This is a genomic window from Planotetraspora phitsanulokensis, from assembly GCF_016863295.1.
GTDB classification, from domain to species: Bacteria; Actinomycetota; Actinomycetes; order Streptosporangiales; family Streptosporangiaceae; genus Planotetraspora; species Planotetraspora phitsanulokensis.
Genome location: NZ_BOOP01000020.1, coordinates 188,519 through 207,028, shown reverse-complemented (window position 1 = coordinate 207,028; position 18,510 = coordinate 188,519). Strand labels below are relative to the sequence as shown.

Annotated in this window: 14 protein-coding genes and 1 tRNA gene; 11 read left to right on the top strand and 4 right to left on the bottom strand. The window is 69.6% G+C overall.

What is annotated here, in order from left to right; genetic code table 11:
* Nucleotides 1–64 precede the first annotated feature (64 nt).
* The 9 genes from Pph01_RS22140 to yjfF all read left to right on the top strand — a co-directional run bounded on the left by Pph01_RS22140 (nucleotide 65) and on the right by yjfF (nucleotide 12,086).
* On the top strand, nucleotides 65–2,497 hold the full coding sequence (locus Pph01_RS22140; RefSeq protein ID WP_204075036.1) for a glycoside hydrolase family 127 protein: 2,433 nt from the start codon (nucleotides 65–67) through the stop codon (nucleotides 2,495–2,497).
* Entirely contained in the window at nucleotides 2,497–3,912 is a 1,416-nt protein-coding gene (locus Pph01_RS22135) for a glycoside hydrolase family 43 protein (RefSeq protein ID WP_204075035.1), read from the top strand. The genes Pph01_RS22140 and Pph01_RS22135 overlap by 1 nt, the downstream gene beginning before the upstream one ends.
* A gap of 176 nt (nucleotides 3,913–4,088) precedes the next feature.
* Nucleotides 4,089–4,838: a dienelactone hydrolase family protein gene (locus tag Pph01_RS22130; protein WP_239116916.1), complete on the top strand. Its 750-nt coding sequence runs from the start codon at nucleotides 4,089–4,091 to the stop codon at nucleotides 4,836–4,838.
* Nucleotides 4,839–5,096: 258 nt separating this feature from the next.
* On the top strand, nucleotides 5,097–5,978 hold the full coding sequence (locus Pph01_RS22125) for a DMT family transporter (protein ID WP_204075034.1): 882 nt from the start codon (nucleotides 5,097–5,099) through the stop codon (nucleotides 5,976–5,978).
* Nucleotides 5,979–6,318: 340 nt separating this feature from the next.
* Nucleotides 6,319–7,305: a LacI family DNA-binding transcriptional regulator gene (locus Pph01_RS22120; RefSeq protein ID WP_239116915.1), complete on the top strand. Its 987-nt coding sequence runs from the start codon at nucleotides 6,319–6,321 to the stop codon at nucleotides 7,303–7,305.
* A gap of 167 nt (nucleotides 7,306–7,472) precedes the next feature.
* A complete protein-coding gene (locus tag Pph01_RS22115) occupies nucleotides 7,473–8,453 on the top strand; it encodes an ABC transporter substrate-binding protein (protein ID WP_204075032.1) in 981 nt (326 codons plus the stop codon).
* 86 nt (nucleotides 8,454–8,539) lie between these two features.
* Nucleotides 8,540–10,051, top strand: coding sequence for a sugar ABC transporter ATP-binding protein (locus Pph01_RS22110; RefSeq protein WP_239116914.1), 1,512 nt, complete (start codon nucleotides 8,540–8,542; stop codon nucleotides 10,049–10,051).
* The gene (locus Pph01_RS22105; protein ID WP_204075031.1) at nucleotides 10,048–11,100 is read left to right on the top strand and encodes an ABC transporter permease; all 1,053 of its coding nucleotides are present in this window, start codon (nucleotides 10,048–10,050) and stop codon (nucleotides 11,098–11,100) included. Before Pph01_RS22110 ends, Pph01_RS22105 begins: the two co-directional genes overlap by 4 nt.
* Nucleotides 11,097–12,086, top strand: a complete 990-nt coding sequence (gene yjfF, locus Pph01_RS22100) for a galactofuranose ABC transporter, permease protein YjfF (protein ID WP_204075030.1) — start codon at nucleotides 11,097–11,099, stop codon at nucleotides 12,084–12,086. Before Pph01_RS22105 ends, yjfF begins: the two co-directional genes overlap by 4 nt.
* 65 nt (nucleotides 12,087–12,151) lie before the next feature.
* On the opposite strand, the gene Pph01_RS22095 is transcribed toward yjfF, so the two are convergent.
* The gene (locus Pph01_RS22095; protein WP_204075029.1) at nucleotides 12,152–13,066 is read right to left on the bottom strand and encodes an RNA polymerase sigma-70 factor; all 915 of its coding nucleotides are present in this window, start codon (nucleotides 13,064–13,066) and stop codon (nucleotides 12,152–12,154) included.
* Between the two features lie 105 nt (nucleotides 13,067–13,171).
* On the opposite strand from Pph01_RS22095, the gene Pph01_RS22090 reads away from it, so the two are divergent.
* Together Pph01_RS22090 and Pph01_RS22085 are read left to right on the top strand one after the other, a co-directional pair.
* Nucleotides 13,172–13,244, top strand: a tRNA-Ala gene (locus Pph01_RS22090).
* 311 nt (nucleotides 13,245–13,555) lie between these two features.
* The gene (locus Pph01_RS22085) at nucleotides 13,556–14,341 is read left to right on the top strand and encodes a GntR family transcriptional regulator (RefSeq protein WP_239116913.1); all 786 of its coding nucleotides are present in this window, start codon (nucleotides 13,556–13,558) and stop codon (nucleotides 14,339–14,341) included.
* A 7-nt stretch (nucleotides 14,342–14,348) separates the two neighbouring features.
* On the opposite strand, the gene tmpA is transcribed toward Pph01_RS22085, so the two are convergent.
* From tmpA to Pph01_RS22070, 3 genes are all read right to left on the bottom strand, one after another.
* Complete coding sequence (tmpA, locus tag Pph01_RS22080; protein WP_204075028.1) at nucleotides 14,349–15,998, bottom strand: 2-trimethylaminoethylphosphonate dioxygenase; 1,650 nt, start codon at nucleotides 15,996–15,998, stop codon at nucleotides 14,349–14,351.
* Nucleotides 15,999–16,109: 111 nt separating this feature from the next.
* On the bottom strand, nucleotides 16,110–16,652 hold the full coding sequence (locus Pph01_RS22075; protein WP_204075027.1) for a DUF308 domain-containing protein: 543 nt from the start codon (nucleotides 16,650–16,652) through the stop codon (nucleotides 16,110–16,112).
* A 216-nt stretch (nucleotides 16,653–16,868) separates the two neighbouring features.
* Nucleotides 16,869–18,476, bottom strand: a complete 1,608-nt coding sequence (locus tag Pph01_RS22070) for a tannase/feruloyl esterase family alpha/beta hydrolase (protein WP_204075026.1) — start codon at nucleotides 18,474–18,476, stop codon at nucleotides 16,869–16,871.
* Nucleotides 18,477–18,510: the final 34 nt, after the last annotated feature.

The following is an 18,510-nucleotide window of genomic DNA, read 5'->3' as shown; positions in this document are numbered from 1 at the left end:
GTGCGCAGGCCTGGATTTGTTAACGCTAACGCAAGCAAGCGTTAGGTTGATTGAGAGGTGACCCATGACCTTCGACCGTCGTGACTTCATCAAGGTGGCGGGAGGGGCGGTGGCCGGCCTGGCCGTCGCCGGAATGATGCCGACCGCCGCGAGCGCAGCCGCGAGAACCGACTTCGGGGTGTCGGTGTTCCCGTTCCCGCTGTCCCAGGTCACCCTGCTCGACGGCCCGTTCAGAAGCAACATGACCCGGACCGCCAGTTATCTGTCCTTCGTCGACGCCGACCGGCTGCTGCACACCTTCCGGCTCAACGCCGGCCTCGCCTCCTCCGCCACGCCCTGCGGCGGATGGGAGTCGCCGACGACCGAGTTGCGCGGGCACAGCACCGGGCACCTGCTGACGGCCCTCGCCCAGTCCTACGCCAACACCGGCACCGCCGCGCACAAGACCAAGGGCGACTATCTCGTCGCCGAGCTCGCCAAATGCCAGAGGTCCAACGGCTACCTGTCGGCCTTCCCGGAGAGCTTCTTCGACCGCCTGGAGAGTGGCCAGTCCGTGTGGGCGCCCTACTACACGATCCACAAGATCATGGCGGGGCTGCTCGACCAGTACCTCCTGGCCGGCAACGCCCAGGCGCTCACCGTCCTGCAGCGGATGACGGCCTGGGTGAACACCCGGACCGCCCGGCTCACGACCACGCAGATGCAGGCCAGCCTGCAGACCGAGTTCGGCGGGATGCCGGAGGTGCTGGCCAACCTCTACCAGGCGACGGGGGACGCCGCCGCCCTGACCACTGCCCAGCGGTTCGACCACGCCGTGATCCTCAATCCGCTCGCGAACCGGCAGGACCAGCTGGCGGGAAAGCACGCCAACACACAGATCCCGAAGATCATTGGGGCCATCCGCGAGTACCACGCCACCGGGACCCAGCGTTACCGCGACATCGCGTCCTACTTCTGGGACGTCGTCCTCGCCCACCACAGCTACGTCATCGGAGGCAACAGCAACGGCGAGTACTTCCAGCAGCCCGACGCCATCGCCTCGCAGCTCAGCGACACGACCTGTGAGGTCTGCAACACCTACAACATGCTGAAGCTGGGCCGCCAGCTCTTCTTCACCGACCCCACCCGGGCCGACTACCTCGACTACTACGAGAAGGCCCTGTTCAACCAGGTGCTCGGCCAGCAGGACCCGCAGTCGGCGCACGGCTTCGTCACCTACTACACGCCCCTGCGGGCAGGAGGGCAGAAGACTTACAGCAACGACTACAACAGCTTCACCTGCGACCACGGCACGGGGATGGAGAGCAACACCAAGTACGCCGACACGATCTACTTCTTCTCCGGCGAGACCCTGTACGTCAACCTCTTCATCGCCTCGCAGCTCAACTGGGCCGCCCGCGGGATCTCCGTACGGCAGGACACCACCTTCCCCGAGCAGGCCACCACCCGCCTGACCATCACCGCCGGCGGCGGCCACATCGCCCTGAAGATCCGGATCCCCTCCTGGGCCACCGGAGCGCAGGTGCGGGTCAACGGCGCGGTCCAGTCGGGGGTCACGCCCGGCTCCTACCTCACCGTCGACCGCACGTGGGCGACCGGCGACGTCGTCGACGTCAGCCTGCCCATGGCGATCACGCTGGAGCGCACCCCCGACAACGCGACGGTCCAGGCCGTGAAGTACGGCGGGATCGTGCTGGCCGGGCAGTACGGCTCGGCCACGCTGAGCACGCTGCCCTCCCTGGACCCGGCCACGATCACGCCGACCTCGACCCCGCTGCAGTTCACCGCCCGCGCGAACGGCGCCAACGTCACGCTCGCGCCCTTCTACAAGACCCACCACCAGAACTACACCGTCTACTGGTCGGTGACCGCCGCCCGGCCACCGCTCCTGGCGTGGTACCGCTTCGACGAGACCAGCGGAACCACGGCGGCCGACGCGTCCGGGAGCGGCAACCCGGGCACGTTGTCCGGCGGCACCTCGTGGGTGGCCGGCCGTACGGGCAACGCGGTCAACCTCGCCGGCTCCAACGGCCATGTCCGGCTGCCGAACGGCGTGCTCTCCGGTGTTGGCGACTTCACGGTGGCGTGCTGGGTGCGGCTCACCTCGCTCGCGAACTGGTCGAGGATCTTCGACTTCGGCACCGGGACGACGGCCAACATGTTCCTGACCCCGAGCAGCGGGTCGGGCACCGCCCGGTTCGCCATCACCACCGGAGGCTCGGGCGGCGAGCAGCGGGTCGACGCGCCCTCGGCCCTGCCCACGGGCGCATGGACGCACGTCGCGGTCACCCTCTCGGGCAACCTCTGCATCCTCTACGTCAACCGCGCCGAGGTGGCGCGCAACTCCGCCGTCACGCTGCGCCCCAGCGGGCTCGGCGCGACCACCGCCAACTACCTCGGTCGGTCGCAGTACGCCGACCCGTACCTGAACGGTCAACTCGACGACTTCCGCCTCTACAGCCGCGCTCTTTCCGCCGCAGAAATCGGAGCACTGTGATGAGACGCCTGTGGGCCGCCGTAGTCACGCTCGGCCTGGTCCTGTTCGCCGCGGGCCCCGCGTTCGGGGCCGCCCCGATCACCACGTCGATCTACACCGCCGACCCCGCCGCCCTGGTGGTCGGGAACACCCTCTACCTGTACACCGGTCACGACGAGGCGGCCACCGGCGGCACCAACTTCGTCATGCGCGACTGGCACGTCTTCACCTCGACCGACGCGACCACCTTCACCGACCAGGGGGTCAAGCTGTCCCTCGCGGACTTCCCCTGGGCCGGCGGCGACGCCTGGGCGGGCGAGGTCGAGCCGCACGGCGGCAAGTACTACTGGTACGTCCCGGTCAACGGCAGGGGCGCCGGCTGGATGGACATCGGCGTCGCCGTCGGCGACACCCCGCTCGGCCCGTTCCACGACGCCAAGGGCGGACCGCTGATCAGCGACAGCACGCCGAACTCCTCGCCGCTCAACATCGACCCGACCGTCTTCACCGACGACGACGGCCAGGTCTACATGTACTGGGGCTCCTACAACGGGGTGAGGGCGGCCAAGCTCAACTCCGACATGATCTCGCTGAACGGGCCGGTCATCACCCCGCAGGGCGTCAGCAACTTCTGGGAGGCGCCCTGGATGTTCAAGCGCAACGGCGTCTACTACCTGGCGTACGCGGCCAACGACTCGGGCTGCTCCGCCCCCGGGTACGCCTGCATCCGGTACGCCACCGCGAGCAACCCGCTCGGACCGTGGACCCAGCGAGGCGTGGTGCTCGACCAGGTCACCTCGACCACCAACCACCCGGCGATCATCGAGTTCAACGGGCAGTGGTACATGGTCTACCACAACGCGAACGCCCCGGGCGGGGGCAACTTCCGCAGGTCGGTCACACTCGACAAGCTGTACTGGAACGCCGACGGCACCATGCAGAAGGTCGTCCAGACGACCACCGGGGGAGGCGGCGGCGGAGGAGGCGGGCAGCCCTCCGGCGCCAACCTCGCGACGAGCGCCACGGCCTCCACGTCGTTCGTCTCGTCCTGGGAGACGCTGAACGCCATCAAGGACGGCTTCGTCCCCACGAGTTCGGCCGACCACTCCCACGGGGCGTACGGGAACTGGAACCACCAGGGCACCGAATGGCTCGAGTACCGGTGGACGACCGCCCAGAACGTCAACCGGGTGGCGACCTACTGGTTCGACGACAACCAGGGCATCGACCTGCCCGCCTCGTGCCAGGTTCAGTACTGGAACGGCAGCGCCTACGTGGCGGTGCCCGGTCAGTCGGCGTGCGGGGTCGCGGGCAACACCTACAACGTCACGACGTTCTCCTCGGTGAACACCACGCGGCTGCGGTTGAGCATCACCTCCAGAACCGGCTACTCGACCGGCGTACTCGAATGGATGGCGCTGAGGACGGGGTCGTGAGCTAGACGGCGGTCCGGTTTCGGCGTGCGCTCGTGGTGGGCGCACGCCGTACCGGTGTTTTTCGATATATATCCACAAGTGGCCGGAAATTTATTTTCCAATGTTATGCTAGGAAAATAATCTTTTTGTCATGAGTAGCATCACCGGCGTATCTCCCAGAGAAAGGGAATTCGCCCGTGTGTTACGAAGCAGACGCCGTGCCGCCTGTGCCCGCGTCGCCGGCCGCCGTCACCGCCTCGGGGCGGGTCACGCTGCCCTCGGCCGACGGAACCGAGATCGCCGCCTTCCAGGCCGTGCCCGGCGCCTCGTCCGGGGTGGGGGTCCTGGTCCTTCCCGACAACCGCGGCCTTTCCGGCTTCTACGAACAACTTTCCGTACGACTCGCCGAGCACGGTCATCCGGCCGTCGCGATCGACTACTTCTCCCGGACGTCCCGGCTGGAGGAGCGGGAGCCCGATTTCCCGTTCATGGACCATCTCGGCAAGCTCACCAGGGACGGGCTCTACGACGACTTCGCGGCGGGCGCTGACCGGCTGCGCGCGCACGGGTGCACGGCCGTCGTCTCCCTGGGCTTCTGCCTGGGCGGACGGTTCGCGTTCATGACCGCACTCGGGCGGTTCGGCCTGGCCGGCGTCATAGGGCTGTACGGCTATCCCGACGAGTTGTTCGGGGCTGCGGGCCCGACCCAGCTCGCCTCCGGTTTCACCGCGCCGGTCCTCGGCATGTTCGGCGGCGACGACGAGGGCATCCCTCCGGCGGTCGTGGGCGCCTTCGGCCACGCGCTCGAGTCCGCCGGCGTGTCCCATGAGTTCGTCACCTACCCCGGGGCGCCGCACGGGTTCTTCGAGTTGGGGAACGAGGAGTTCGCCGACGCCTCGGCCGACGCCTGGCGGCGGATCCTCGCGTTCCTGGACGAGCTGTCCTGACGCCCGCGGGTGGCCGCCCGAGGCGACCTGACCTCGCCTCGGGCGACCACCCTGCAAGGGTAGGCGCCGTCCGCCGATATCGGAATCTCCCCGGACCGCACGGGCTGTTAGAGTCCCGGCATGCGATTGATCGTCTCTCCGCCGCCCGCCTCCTAGCGGGCGGACTCCCTCTCACGAGCCGGGCCGGAAACGGCCGGGCCGGTGGTCTCTGCCCGCTTCCGGGCCCTGATCGACCACTCATCCGAGAGAGACGTCACGATGACGCGCGTTCACACCCTGTCCGTACGGCAGGGCTTCAGTTATGTCCTCGTCGCCGCGATCGCCTGGGGAACAGGCGGCGCCGCGGGGGCGCTCCTCACCCGCACCGGCGACCTCGGCCCGGCGGCCGTGTCCTTCTGGCGGTTCACGATCGGCGCCGCGCTGCTCGTCGTCGTCGGGCTGCTGGGCCGCTTCCGGCCCCGGGCGGGCCGTATCGGCTGGCGGGACGCCGCCGTCGCCGGCCCGCTCATGGCGGTGTGCCAGGTGGCGTACTTCGCCTCGATCGCCGAGACCGGCGTCGCGCTCGCCACGATGATCACCATGGGCGCCACGCCCGTGCTGGTCGCGCTCGGCGGCCGCGTGTTCCTGCGGGAGCCGCTGGGCCGGGCCGAAGCCATCGCCATCGCCTTGTCGGTGGCGGGACTGCTCCTGATGACAGGCGGCGACGGGACCTTCTCCCTGTGGGGGGTCGCCTGGGCGCTGCTGTCGGCCGTGTCCTACGCCGCGACGACGCTGCTCGCCAGGGCGTCGTCGGGCGACCCGTACGGCCGGGCGGTGGGCGGCTTCTCCGTCGGAGCCCTGTGCCTGCTCCCCGTCGCGGCGGTGTCGGGGCTGGTGCCGTCCCAGGCGGACGTGCCGGTGCTGGCCTATCTCGGGGCGGTGCCGACCGCGTTGGCCTACGCGCTGTTCTTCGCCGGCCTGACCCGGGTCGGCGCGACGACCGCCTCGGTGGTCGTGCTGCTGGAGCCGCTGGTCGCGGCCGTCATCGGCATCGCGGCACTGGGGGAGCGGCCCGCCCTCGGCCAGGTCGCGGGGGGCGCGCTGTTGCTCGCCTCCGTGGTGGTCCTGGCCCGCGCACAGGTCGGCGGACGGGCCCGATGAGGTGAGGCCGGCCGGCGGCCGCCACGTCGCCGCGTCCCCCGTTCAACGGGCGGCCGGGCGCGCGGCGACCGCCGGACGGCGTTTCCGATTCGAGTGTTCGCCCGGCCGCTCGCGGGACTCCACCGAAAAGGTTTCTGTTTGCGTTATCACGTTAATCACCGCAATTCTCGCCGGATTATGGCTGGGCCGAATTCACCACTCCCCAGGTCGCACGGTTAACCGAATTGTGTCCTTGACGGGGGTGAGTGTTATCGCAAACACTCGGGAAACCGAGAAGGGACAACGCATGACGACTCCCTCGCACCGTGGAGACGTCCCACATCGGCCGAAAGTGGCCGTGATGGAGGACGTGGCCGAACTCGCCGGCGTGTCGGCGATGACGGTGTCACGGGTGCTCAACGCGCCGGAGAAGGTGCGGCCCGAGACCAGGGCACGGGTCCTCGCCGCCGTGCAGGAGCTGGGCTACCGGCCCAACTCCGCGGCGCGGGTCCTGGTCACGGGCAGGTCCGGCGTCCTGGGCGTGGTCAGTTTCGACACCACCCAGTACGGTCCCGCGTCCACGCTCTACGCCATCGAGCGGGCGGCGAGGCAGAACGAGTACTCGGTCAGCATCGCGAGTCTGGACGCGCTCAACCGCAAGTCCATCTCGGAGGGCGTCGGCCGGCTCACCTCCCAGTCGGTGGACGGCGTCATCATCGTGGCCCCGCACGAGTCCGCGACCGACGGCCTGCGGCACCTGCCGCCGGACCTGCCCGTGGTCGCGGTCGACGCGGGGGAGGGAGTGCCCTTCCCCGTGGTGATGGTCGACCAGCACGCGGGGGCGGCCCGGGCGACCCGGCATCTCCTCAGCCTCGGTCACCGGACGGTGTGGCATCTGTCCGGTCCGGCCAACTGGGTGGACGCCAGCGCGCGCATCGCCGGATGGCGGTCGGTGCTGGAGGCCGAGGGCCGTGAGGTCCGCGAGCCTCTGGCGGGGGACTGGTCCGCCCGCTCGGGCCACGAACTCGGCCGGCGCCTGGCCTTTGAGGACGACCTGACCGCGATATTCGTGGCCAACGACCAGATGGCCATGGGACTGCTCAGAGCTCTGAGGGAGGCGGGGCGAAGGGTTCCCGAGGATGTCAGCGTGGTCGGGTTCGACGACATCCCGGAGGCGGCCTACTTCTGGCCGCCGCTGACCACGGTCCGCCAGGACTTCGCCACGGTCGGCCGGCTGGCCTTCCAGCTCGTGCTCGACCGGATCGACGGAGTCCTGGGCGAGCGGAGGCTCAAGGTCGAGCCCGAGCTCGTCGTTCGGGAGAGCGCGGGCGTGAGCCCGCCCGGTTGAAATCGTGGTCCGTGCCCAGGGACGCGCACGGCCATGAATGTTAACGCAAACACAACCAAATGCTAGATCAAATCGACCACCCGCTCCACGAGTCGCCAGACCCGTGGAGGACGGCTGGAGCGACGTACTCCTCCACCACCCCCCTGAGAAGAAGCAAGGAGAGAGTAATGAGAAGGAAGCTGCCGGCAGTGCTGCTCAGCGCCGCCCTGGCCTTCGTCGTCACCGCGTGTGGAAGCGGATCCGGCGGATCCGGCGGATCCGGCGGAGACGACGGGAAGATCACGCTGGGCTTCTCGCAGGTCGGCTCGGAGAGCGGCTGGCGCGAGGCGAACACCAAGTCGATCAAGGAGTCGGCGCAGACCGCCGGGATCGACCTCAAGTTCTCCGACGCGCAGCAGAAGCAGGAGAACCAGATCGCCACGATCCGGTCCTACATCCAGCAGAAGGTCGACGTCATCGCGTTCTCACCGGTGGTCGTCACCGGCTGGGACGCGGTGCTCAAGGAGGCGCAGGCGGCCAAGATCCCGGTCGTGCTCACCGACCGGGCCGTCGACTCCGACCCCTCGCTGTACGTGTCGTTCCTCGGCTCCGACTTCGTCAAGGAGGGCGAGGCGATCGGCGACTGGACCCTCAACGAGTACAAGGACGCCACCGGGCCGGTGAACATCGTCCAGCTCGAGGGCACGGTCGGGTCGGCGCCCGCCATCGACCGCAAGAAGGGCTTCGAGAGCAAGATCGCGTCGAACCCGAACCTCAAGGTGATCGCCTCGCAGAGCGGCGACTTCACCCGGGCCGACGGCAAGGAGGTCATGACGGCGATCCTCAAGGCCAACCCCAAGATCGACCTGCTGTTCGCGCACAACGACGACATGGGCATCGGCGCCATCCAGGCGATCGAGGAGGCCGGCAAGAAGCCGGGAGTGGACATCAAGATCGTCACGATCGACGCGGTCCACGACGGCATGCAGGCCCTGGCCGACGGAAAGATCAACTTCATCGCGGAGTGCAGCCCGCTCCTCGGCGACCAGCTCATGGAGATCGTGAAGCAGATCAAGGCCGGCCAGCCGGTGGAGAAGCGGATCATCACGAAGGAGACCACCTTCACCCAGCAGCAGGCCTCCGAGGCATTGCCGAGCCGCAAGTACTGAGATACGACCCACAGCAGAGACACGACCACTGAGACCAGGCGCGAGGGGACGGGGCCCCTCGCCTTCTCTCTGAGAGGAGTCCCAGCATGCCCGGAGCCGTGCTGGAGATGATCGGCGTCAGCAAGGGATTTCCGGGAGTGCGGGCGCTGGCCGATGTCGACTTCCGGCTGTTCCCCGGAGAGATCCACGCCCTGATGGGCGAGAACGGCGCCGGGAAGTCCACCCTCATCAAGGTGCTGACCGGGGTGTACTCCGCGGACGCGGGGGAGGTGCGGCTCGGCGGTGAGCGGGTGTCGGTCACCGGCCCCCAGCACGCGCAGACCCTCGGCATCAGCACCGTCTACCAGGAGGTGAACCTCTGCCCGAACCTGACCGTGGCGGAGAACGTCTTCATCGGCCGCGAGCCGTCGAAGGCCGGCGCGATCCGCTGGCGTGAGATCCGCCGCCGGGCGGCCGAGCTGCTCACCCGGTTCGGCGTGGACGTCGACCCGGGCGCGCGGCTCGACACGTGTTCCCTGGCGATCCAGCAACTCGTGGCGATCGTCCGCGCGGTCGACATCTCGGCCAAGGTGCTGATCCTCGACGAGCCCACGTCCAGCCTGGACCGCGACGAGGTCGAGCAGCTGTTCACGGTCATGCGCAGGCTCCGCGACGACGGAGTGGCGATCCTGTTCGTCTCGCACTTCCTCGACCAGGTCTACGAGGTGAGCGACCGGATGACCGTGCTGCGCAACGGAGCCCTGGTCGGGGAGTACCAGACCGCGCGGCTCAGCCGGATCGACCTCGTCGGCCACATGACCGGCCGGACGCTCAGCACGCTCGAGCAGTTGCACGTCCGCGACGAGACGGCCCGCGTCCAGGCCGAGCCGGTCCTGAAGGCCGACGGCGTCGGCCGCAAGGGTGCGATCGCGCCGTTCGACCTGGAGATCCATCCCGGCGAGGTGGTCGGTCTCGCCGGGCTGCTCGGCTCCGGCCGTACGGAGGCGGCACGGCTGATGTTCGGCGCGGACGTCGCCGACTCCGGCACGGTCGCCCTCGGCGGGGCGTCCGTACCGCTGCGGAGCCCGAACGCCGCGATCCAGCACGGCGTCGCGTTCTGCCCGGAGAACCGCAAGAGCGAGGGACTCATCGAGGACCTGACCGTCGGTGAGAACATCGTGCTCGCGCTGCAGGCCGCCAATGGCTGGCTGCGCCCGCTGTCGCAGGCGAAGCGCCAGGAACTGGTCGGGCGTTACATGACCGCGCTGCGGATCACCCCTGCCGACCCGGACATGCCGGCCCGCAACCTCAGCGGCGGCAACCAACAGAAGGTGCTGCTCGCCCGCTGGCTCATCACCCAGCCGAAGCTGCTCATCCTCGACGAGCCGACCCGGGGCATCGACGTCGGCGCCAAGGCGGAGATCCAGAAACTCGTCGTCTCACTCGCGGAGGACGGCGTCGCCGTGCTGTTCGTCTCCGCGGAGCTCGAGGAGGTCCTGCGGATCAGTCACAAGATCGAGGTTCTGCGGGACCGCCGCCTGATCGCCGAGATAGGCAACGCCGCCTCCGTCACGCCCGAGGGGATCTTGGAGATCATCGCGAACGGAACGACATCATGAAGGCAGTCACCGGGCACCGACTCTTCTGGCCGGCCGCCGTGCTGGTCGTCATGTTGCTGGCCAACCTGGTCGTCACTCCGGGGTTCTTCTCCATCCAGGTCAGGAATGGGCATCTCTACGGGAGCCTGATCGACATCCTGCTGCTCGGCTCGCCGCTCATGCTCATCGCGCTGGGGATGACCGTCGTGATCGCCACCGGCGGGATCGACCTGTCGGTCGGCGCGGTCGTGGCGATCTCGGGGGCGCTCGCCTGCTATCTCATCAGCGGCCAGGAGGACCAGGGCGCCGTCACCGGGGTGCTGGTCGCCGTCGCGCTCGCCCTGGTGTTGTCCGCGGCGCTCGGGTTCTGGAACGGGCTGTTCGTGGCGCGCGTCGGAATCCAGCCCATCATCGCGACGCTGATCCTCATGGTCGCCGGGCGCGGCGTCGCCCAGCTGATCACGTCGGGGAAGAACATCAACGTCAACAGCCCGCCGTACAAGCTGATCGGGGGTGGCTACTGGCTGACGCTGCCGTTCGCGGTCATCGTCGTGGCCGTGGTGGTCGCCCTCACCGGCCTCGCCGTACGGCGGACCGCCCTCGGCATGTTGCTGGAGGCGATCGGCGGCAACGCCGAGGCCTCCCGCCTGGTCGGGATCCGCTCCCGGCGGCTCGTCGTCCTGGCGTACACCTTCTGCGGGTTGTGCGCGGGCATCGCCGGGCTCATGATCAGCTCCAACATCTCCACGGCGGACGGCAACAACGCCGGGCTGTGGATGGAACTGGACGCGATCCTCGCCGTGGTGATCGGCGGCACGGCGCTGACCGGCGGCCGGTTCACCCTGGCGGGCACCATATTGGGCGCGCTGGTCATCCAGACCTTGTCCACCACGATCTACACCACCGGCGTCCCCTCGCAGGTGACGCTCGTGTTCAAGGCGGTCGTCGTGGCGATCGTCTGCCTGATCCAGTCGCCGGCCTTCCGGGCGAAGGTGTTCCGCCGCCGGGCCAGACCCGAGGCTCCTCCGCCGGCCTCGCCCGCCGCGGCGGACGTGGAGGTGAACGCATGACCACGCTCGGCGTGAAAGGCCCCGTACGGATCCGGCGCGAGCACGCCGCCGTCCTGGTCACGTTCGGGCTGCTGGTCGCCATGTTCGCGGCCGGCTCGATCGTGTACCCGGCGTTCGGATCGGGGCAGGTCGTGGTCGACCTGTTCATCGACAACGGCTTCCTGCTCGTCATCGCGATCGGCATGACGTTCGTCATCCTCACCGGTGGGATCGACCTGTCGGTGGGCGCGGTGGCGGCGCTGTCGGGCATGTTGTGCGCCTTCCTGCTCGGACAGTGGCACTGGCCGGTGGCCGTCGTGCTGCCGCTGGTACTCCTGGTGGGAGTCGGGTTCGGGTTCGGGATGGGCTACGTCATCCACCATTTCGAGATCCAGCCGTTCATCGCGACGCTGGCCGGGATGTTCCTCGCCCGCGGCCTGTGCTTCGTCATCAGCGTCGACCAGATCTCGATCACGCACCCGTTCTTCACCGAGTGGGCGCAGACGCGGATCCCGCTCGGGGAGGAGACGAACCTCACGCCGACGGTGCTCATCGGGCTCGTCGTGTTCGCCGTCGCGTTCTGGACGTTGCACTACACGCGCTTCGGCCGTGCGGTGTACGCCATCGGCGGCAACGACCAGTCGGCGCTGCTGATGGGGTTGCCGGTGGCCCGGACCAGGATCCGCGCGTACATGGTCAGCGGTCTGTGCTCCGCGCTCGGCGGCATCCTGTTCGCCTTCTACACGATCTCCGCGAGCGGGCTCCACGAGGTGGGGACGGAACTGGACGCCATCGCGGCCGTGGTCATCGGCGGCACCCTGCTCACCGGCGGCTCCGGCTATGTGGTCGGCACCGTGCTGGGCGTCATGCTGCTCGGGACCATCCAGACCATCCTCAGGTTCCAGGGCACGCTGAGCTCGTGGTGGACGCGGATCGCCATCGGCGTCCTGCTCCTGCTGTTCATCCTGTTGCAGCGCCTGCTCGGATCGTCGAGGACCAGACGCTGACCCCTGCCCCCCGCGCCGGCGCGCCGATCTCGATCAGAGGAGCGCCGGCGCGGGGAGGGCGTCTCTCAGGCCCCGTCGGCCGCCGGTGGCCCGGACAGGCGGGCGATCTTGTCGGGGTTGGCGACGAGGTAGACGGTCTCGATCAGCCCGTCGCTGATCACGAGAGAGATGACCGTGATCACACGGCCCTCCGCGCTCAGGACGACGCCCGGCCCGCCGTTCACGTCGGTGATCTCCATGTCGATGTCCGCGGTGAGCGGGGCGCCGATCGACTGGAGGAACCGGATGATGCCGTCCTCGGTCGCGATGGCGGAGAGGAAGGCGGCGACGTTGCGGGAGCCCTCGAGGATCCGCAGCGGCGCCCTCGCCTTGCCTCCGCCGTCGCCGACCAGCGTGACCTCCGCCGCCAGCATCTGCATGAGGCCGTCGAGGTCGCCGCCGGTGGCGGCCCCGATGAACCGCTCGGTCACCTCGCGGCGCCGCGCCCTGTCCACGTCGAAACGCGGCCTCCGCTCGCGCACGTGGTCGCGCGCCCGCCTCGCCAGTTGCCGTACGGCCGGCTCGCCCCGGCCGATCATCTCGGCGATCTCGGCGTGGGAGAACCCGAACGCCTCTCTCAGCACGAAGACCGCGCGTTCGAGCGGCGACAGCGTCTCCAGCACGACCAGGAGGGCGAGTTCCACGCTGTCGGCCAGCTCGGCCTGCTCCGCCACGTCGGGCGCCGTGATGATCGGCTCGGGCAGCCACGGGCCGACATAGGTCTCCCGCAGCGACCTGACCTTGCGCAGCCGGTCGATCGAGAGGTTGGTCGTCACGCGGACGAGATACGCCCTCGTGTTGTCGATCTCCGCCGAGTCGATCTCCGACCAGCGGAGCCACGCTTCCTGGACCACGTCCTCGGCGTCGGCGGCGCTGCCGAGGATCCGGTACGCCACACCGGTCAGGAGATCGCGGTGCTCGTTGAACCGTTGTGCGGTCATATGACGACATACGTATCACAGAGGCCTGGGCCTGACATCGGCTTCGCGAGTCCCGTTCGATTACCCGGTCCCACGCGGAGTCCTGTAGAGTTTCACTCGTCGCAAGGGGCTATAGCGCAGCTGGTAGCGCACCTCCATGGCATGGAGGGGGTCTGGGGTTCGAGTCCCCATAGCTCCACTTGTGACAAGGGACCTGCTGGTCGCCGCCCTCTGGGCGGCTTCCCGCAGGTCCCTTCGTCGTTTAACCGGGGGGACGACCCCCCGACCCCCGATGTGGGGGCTCTCGCCCCCACGCGTGGTCGCCGTATTTGAGTCAGCGACGCCGAGACGATCGACTTCGGGCGAGACGGCGTGCCCGTACAAGATCACTCAGGCGCCCTGGTCACGCCGACCAAAGGCGGACGGGCGGAGCCGGCCGGCGCTCAGACGGCGGATAGAGTCGCCGGGCGGCTGCTCGCGGAAGCGCCGGCGGAGTCGGCGGGAGACCGGATGAAGGACCATGGCGGGGCGCGGCGGGGCACGGAGGACGGCGCGATGTATCGCCGGGTGGCCGCGGACCTGCGCGATGCCATAGCGGACGGGGCCTACGGCTCGGGCGGCAAGCTGCCCGCCGAGGCGGCCCTCGCCACGCACTACGGGGTCTCCAGGGGCACCATCCGGCAGGCCCTGGCACTGCTGCGCTCGAACGGCCTGGTCACTTCCCGGCGCGGCACCCGGCGCGTGGTGCTCGGCGCCGCGCCGGTGCAGAGTTTCTCCGAACTGCTCAGCTTCACCAACTGGGCGCGGTCGATAGGCGAGGAACCCGGCGCCGTCCTGGATTCCATGGTGGTCCGCCCCGCGGACGACCAGGAGCGCGAGCGGCTACGCCTGGAACCGGGCGCCGAGGTGTACGCGGCGCTGCGTGTGCGCACCCTGTCGGGCCGTCCGGTGATGATCGAGCGGACCGTGTACCCGGTCTGGGTCGGCGAACTCGTGGCCGAACTGCCCGTGAACGAGGTGTCCTACACCGAGCAGCTACTGGAGCACGGCATCGTGTTCGCCGACGCCGACCACACCATCGACCTGGCCTACGCGGACGCCGACGACGCCCGGCTGCTGGGCTGCGCCGACGGCGCCGCCCTGCTGCGCGAACGCCGTCACACGACCGATCCGGCGGGGCGGCCTCTGGAGTGGTCCGAGGACCGTTACCTGCCGGGCACCGTCGCCTTCACGGTGCACAACTCCATCGCCGCCTCCGCTCTGTCCCGCCTGCGCCATGCCGGCCCGGCCCGCTGACGCGCGGTCAGCGGCGCAGCAGCGAGGCGAGCAGCGGCCGGAAGTGCTCGAAGTCCGGGGTCGCCGCGTCGGCTTCCTTGGCTTCGTCGTCCCAGCGCCGCACCGCGACCGCGTCGGCCGCACCCGGCAAGGCGGCGAACGCGGCGGCCTCCTGCTCGTTCATGGGGCCGCCCTGCACCTGAAGGGTGTACTCCGACGCCTCCGAGAGGCGCGCCCGGTAGCCGGGCTCGACCGCGCACAGGTAACGCTTGGCGGCGACGTGCAACCGCACCGGCTCGGTGACCTCCGGACCGAACCAGCGGGCGAGCAGGTCGGCGCCGGTGTGGCTGTGCCTGTTGTCGGTGCCCGCCATCAGTTCTTCGCCGCTGACCGGCCCTCCGAAGTGGCCGACGTCGTGCAGGAGGGCGGCCGCCACCAGGTGCGCGGGGGCGCCCGCGGCCTCGGCGAGCGCGCCCGCCTGCAGCATGTGCTCGGCCTGGGTGACCGCCTCACCGAGGTAGTCGGCCGAACCCGGGCCGTGGAAGAGCTCGGCGAGCTCATCCAGGACGGCGGTGCGCCGCAGCACCGCCAAGGTGCTCGCCAGTCCGTCGAGGTCGGCGTAGGCACCCTGCAGGTGCCGGGCTCCCGTCTGTTCGAAGGCGGTGCGGGCGTGCAGCAGCCGCGTGTTGTCGAAGATCAGGCAGTCGCCCGGCTCCAGACGGAACGTCAGCAGCAGTTCGGGACGCAGTAGCAGCTCGGCGAAGGTGCGGTAGGCCGCGTAGAAGGCGTCGATTTCGCGGGCGGGCAGTCGCAGGGTGCCCATCGACCGGTTGTTGAACCTCACCTCGCGGATGCGGCCCATCGGGTCGAGGTCGATCAGCGGGCGGTGTGCCGTCAGTTCGGCGCGGGCGTCGCGGTAGCCGAACGGCACGGGGGTGCGGGTCAGCACGGCGAACGCCTCGGGGTCCTCCTCGCGCAGCAGCGCCGCGGCGTGGAACCCGTCGACGAGTCCGGAGTCGCCGCCCTCGGCCGCGTTCCGGAGGCAGTGCAACAGCTGGATGGTCGGCACCGGGTCGCGGTACGGGTTGTCGGTGTGCGGGGCGATGGCCAGCGAGGAGAAGGCGAGGTTGTCCGGAGCGGGCTCCACACGGACATCGAAGAGCTCGCCGTAGTTGGTCTCACGAACGAATCCGAAAGACCGGGCGACGGCCAGGACCTGCCCCTCCTCGGCCGGCACGGACCGCAGCAGGGCGAAGCCGAGCCGCTGCACGGCCTCCAGCACCCGCGCACGCTCCCCGTCCGAGGAGAGATAGGCCGACCAGTCCGCCTCTGGCAGTGCCCCCAGGTCCGCGGCCTCCCACAGCTGCTTTCCGGCCTCATTGCGGTGGTCCACCTCGACCGGGTCGCCCGGTCGGGTGGTCAGCCACTCGACGGCGTAGACCGAACGGTGGCCGTCAGGAGACCAGATCACCTCCACCGCATCCGCGCCGTGGACCTGCAGCGCGGTCACGGTACCGATGGCGAGGTCATCCGGCAGATCGGTGATCTGAAAGAACTTCTGCCCGCTGCGCGGATCACGGCACGCGGCACACGGGCAGTTGTCCCGCAGCCACATCGGAGGCAGCCCCGCGATGAGGGCGGCGGGGTCGATCGCAGAGGAAATCGGCAGGTCCGGCATGGTCGTCCTCCAGAATGAGAAAAGTTGTATAGCCAACTTTGCTCAGCCTCGTGTCCGACAGGCAAGTCGAGGAGGACCACGCGGTGAACCCACGGTGTCGTGTTCGGGGGGTCAGGCCGGGACGTGACGCGTCCGGCGTCGCCGCCAGGCGAGCGCCGCGGCCTGGAGGACGAAGAACGTGCCGCCCGCGGCCGTGTAGGTGACCAGCGCGTCGAGGGCCGGGTGCTCGCCCGCCGCCTGGAAGAAGTACGTCGCGCCCGCGATGACCGACAGTGCGCCGGCGACCAGCATCGGCCACTGCCGGCCCAGTTCGGGACCGCGCCGCCGTACGGCGACCGTGAACTGTGCGGCGCCGGAGACGACGGCCCAGACGCCGAACGCGAACAGCACCGCGGCGGCGCCGCTGATGGCCGCGATGCCCAGCGCGACGGCCGCCAGGGCGCTGAGCGCGGTGTTGAACACCTGGAGCGTCCGGGCCGGGGTGCCGGGATCCTCCCGGACGTCGAGCAGTGAGGCCACCACGTCGATCAGCGGATAGGCGATGAGCAGGACGGCCGACGCGGCCGACAGCGAGTCGTGGACGGCCGAGAAACCCACGGCCCAGGCGATGGCGACGAGGCCGCGGACGAGGTAGATGCGCAGCAGGACGGACATGAGAGTGCCAGCCTTCCTTCCAGGATCGGGTACTCGGATCACTCTCGTCGGCCGGGCCTGCCGCGGTCCCCAGGGGAAGACCCTGGCCGGGGCCCTGGTCCCGGGTGCGATTCCCGCGGGAGATCGGAGTGCGGCGACGGCGGGGGACCTCGGCGCGGGAAACGCGGCGGCGGTCCCGGGATCTCTCCCGGGACCGCCGCCGTCAATCGGTATGGATCAGGTCGTCATGCAGCGGTAGCTGGAGGCCGCCGCCGGGTCGCCGTGCCCGGTGTAGCGGGCCACCTGCGGGTACCGGCACACGTCACGGGTGACGGGCCTGCCGTCGGCGCCGGTGGTCGCGGCGGCGAGGGTGGCCGGCGCCTGGCCCCTCTCCACCCACTTCACCAGCGCGCCCAGGGCGTCGGTCGGCTGCGGGCCGGGACCGCCGCCGCAGTGGGTCACGCCGGGGAGCAGGAAGAGCCGGTAGAAGTCGTCGACCTTCTTGTCGCCGCCCATGAGCCGGTCGACGCGTTCGCGGTAGTCGACGCTGCCCTGGGTGGGCACCAGCTCGTCGGCCTGGCCGTGCCAGCTCAGCAGCTTGCCGCCGGCCTTGCGGAACGCGGACAGGTCCGGGTCGTCGGTGCCGATGATGCCGTTGAAGTCCCGCTGGGACTGCCGGAAGATCTGGGCGAACCGCCGGTAGGTCAGCGTGGTCGTGTCGAACTGCGGGTCCTTCTCCACGAAGTACTTGACCCAGCTGTCCGCGACGAAGAACGGCATTCCGACCTGGGCCAGGTAGCTGAAACTCGCGCCCTGGTTGGGCCCGTACCAGAGCTTCTCGCCGTCCGGCGAGACCGGCCCCGCCCAGATCTTGTCGACAACGTCGGCGACCGCGGCGGAGATGGTGATCTCCTTGCCTTCGCAGAGGACCTTGGTGCCGATCAGGCGCCGCGCGTCCCAGTGGCAGGACCTCGGGTCGTCGATGATGCCGTCCTTGACGCCGTCGAGGCCGTCGCAGGCCTTGACGGCGGCGGTGTTGAACGCCTCGAGTTCACACTGGGTCGGGTAGGTCTTCTCCTCGTTGAAGACCACCTGCGGCCAGAGTGTGGCGACCGCGAACCGGTCCCAGTTGGTCGCCGGCGCGTCGGCCAGGATGCCCTGGAAGTCGTCCGGGTGGTCCTGCGCCTCGGCGAAGCCCTGACGGCCGCCGGTCGAGCAGCCGTTCCAGTACGCGTACCGCACCGGACTGCCGTAGAACTTCAACGCCACGTCCTTGCCGACGACCGCCATGTCGTGCAGCGACCGCGAGGCGAAGTTCTTGAGCAGCGGGGTGTTGACCTCGCCGTCGGCGGTCAGCGCCCACCCGCTCACGTCGATCGGCGACGTGCCGACGCCGGCGTCGGTGGCCGCCGCCACGTAACCGGCCTTGACCGCGGTGACCAGCGGGGCGCCGAAGTCGCCTGCCAGGTACGCGCTGCCGCCGGTGGCCTGGAACCGCCCGGTCCACCTGTGCGGGTCCTGAGGCAGCGAGATCTTGACATTGACGTGGTCGTTCGCGCCAGGATGGGTGAGTGTGACCGTGATGTCGCACCAGGCCGGGACATCGGTGATCGGCGCCGGAGTGGGCAGCGGAGGCGCGTCGGGGAACGAGACGGTACCTCCGGCGTGCGCGGCCGCCCTCACCGACTCGACCTTGGCGCCGGACGGCGCGGAGACGGGAACCGCGGAGCACACGGTGGTGGCGGCGTCGCCGCCGTGGTGGACCGCGGCGCCGGCGGCTGTCGGCGCCAGCGCCGCCGACAGCGGGACTATCGCCGCGGCCATCAACATGATCAGACGTTTCATGCCGGCCACTGTCACCCGGAGGGCACCGGCGTCG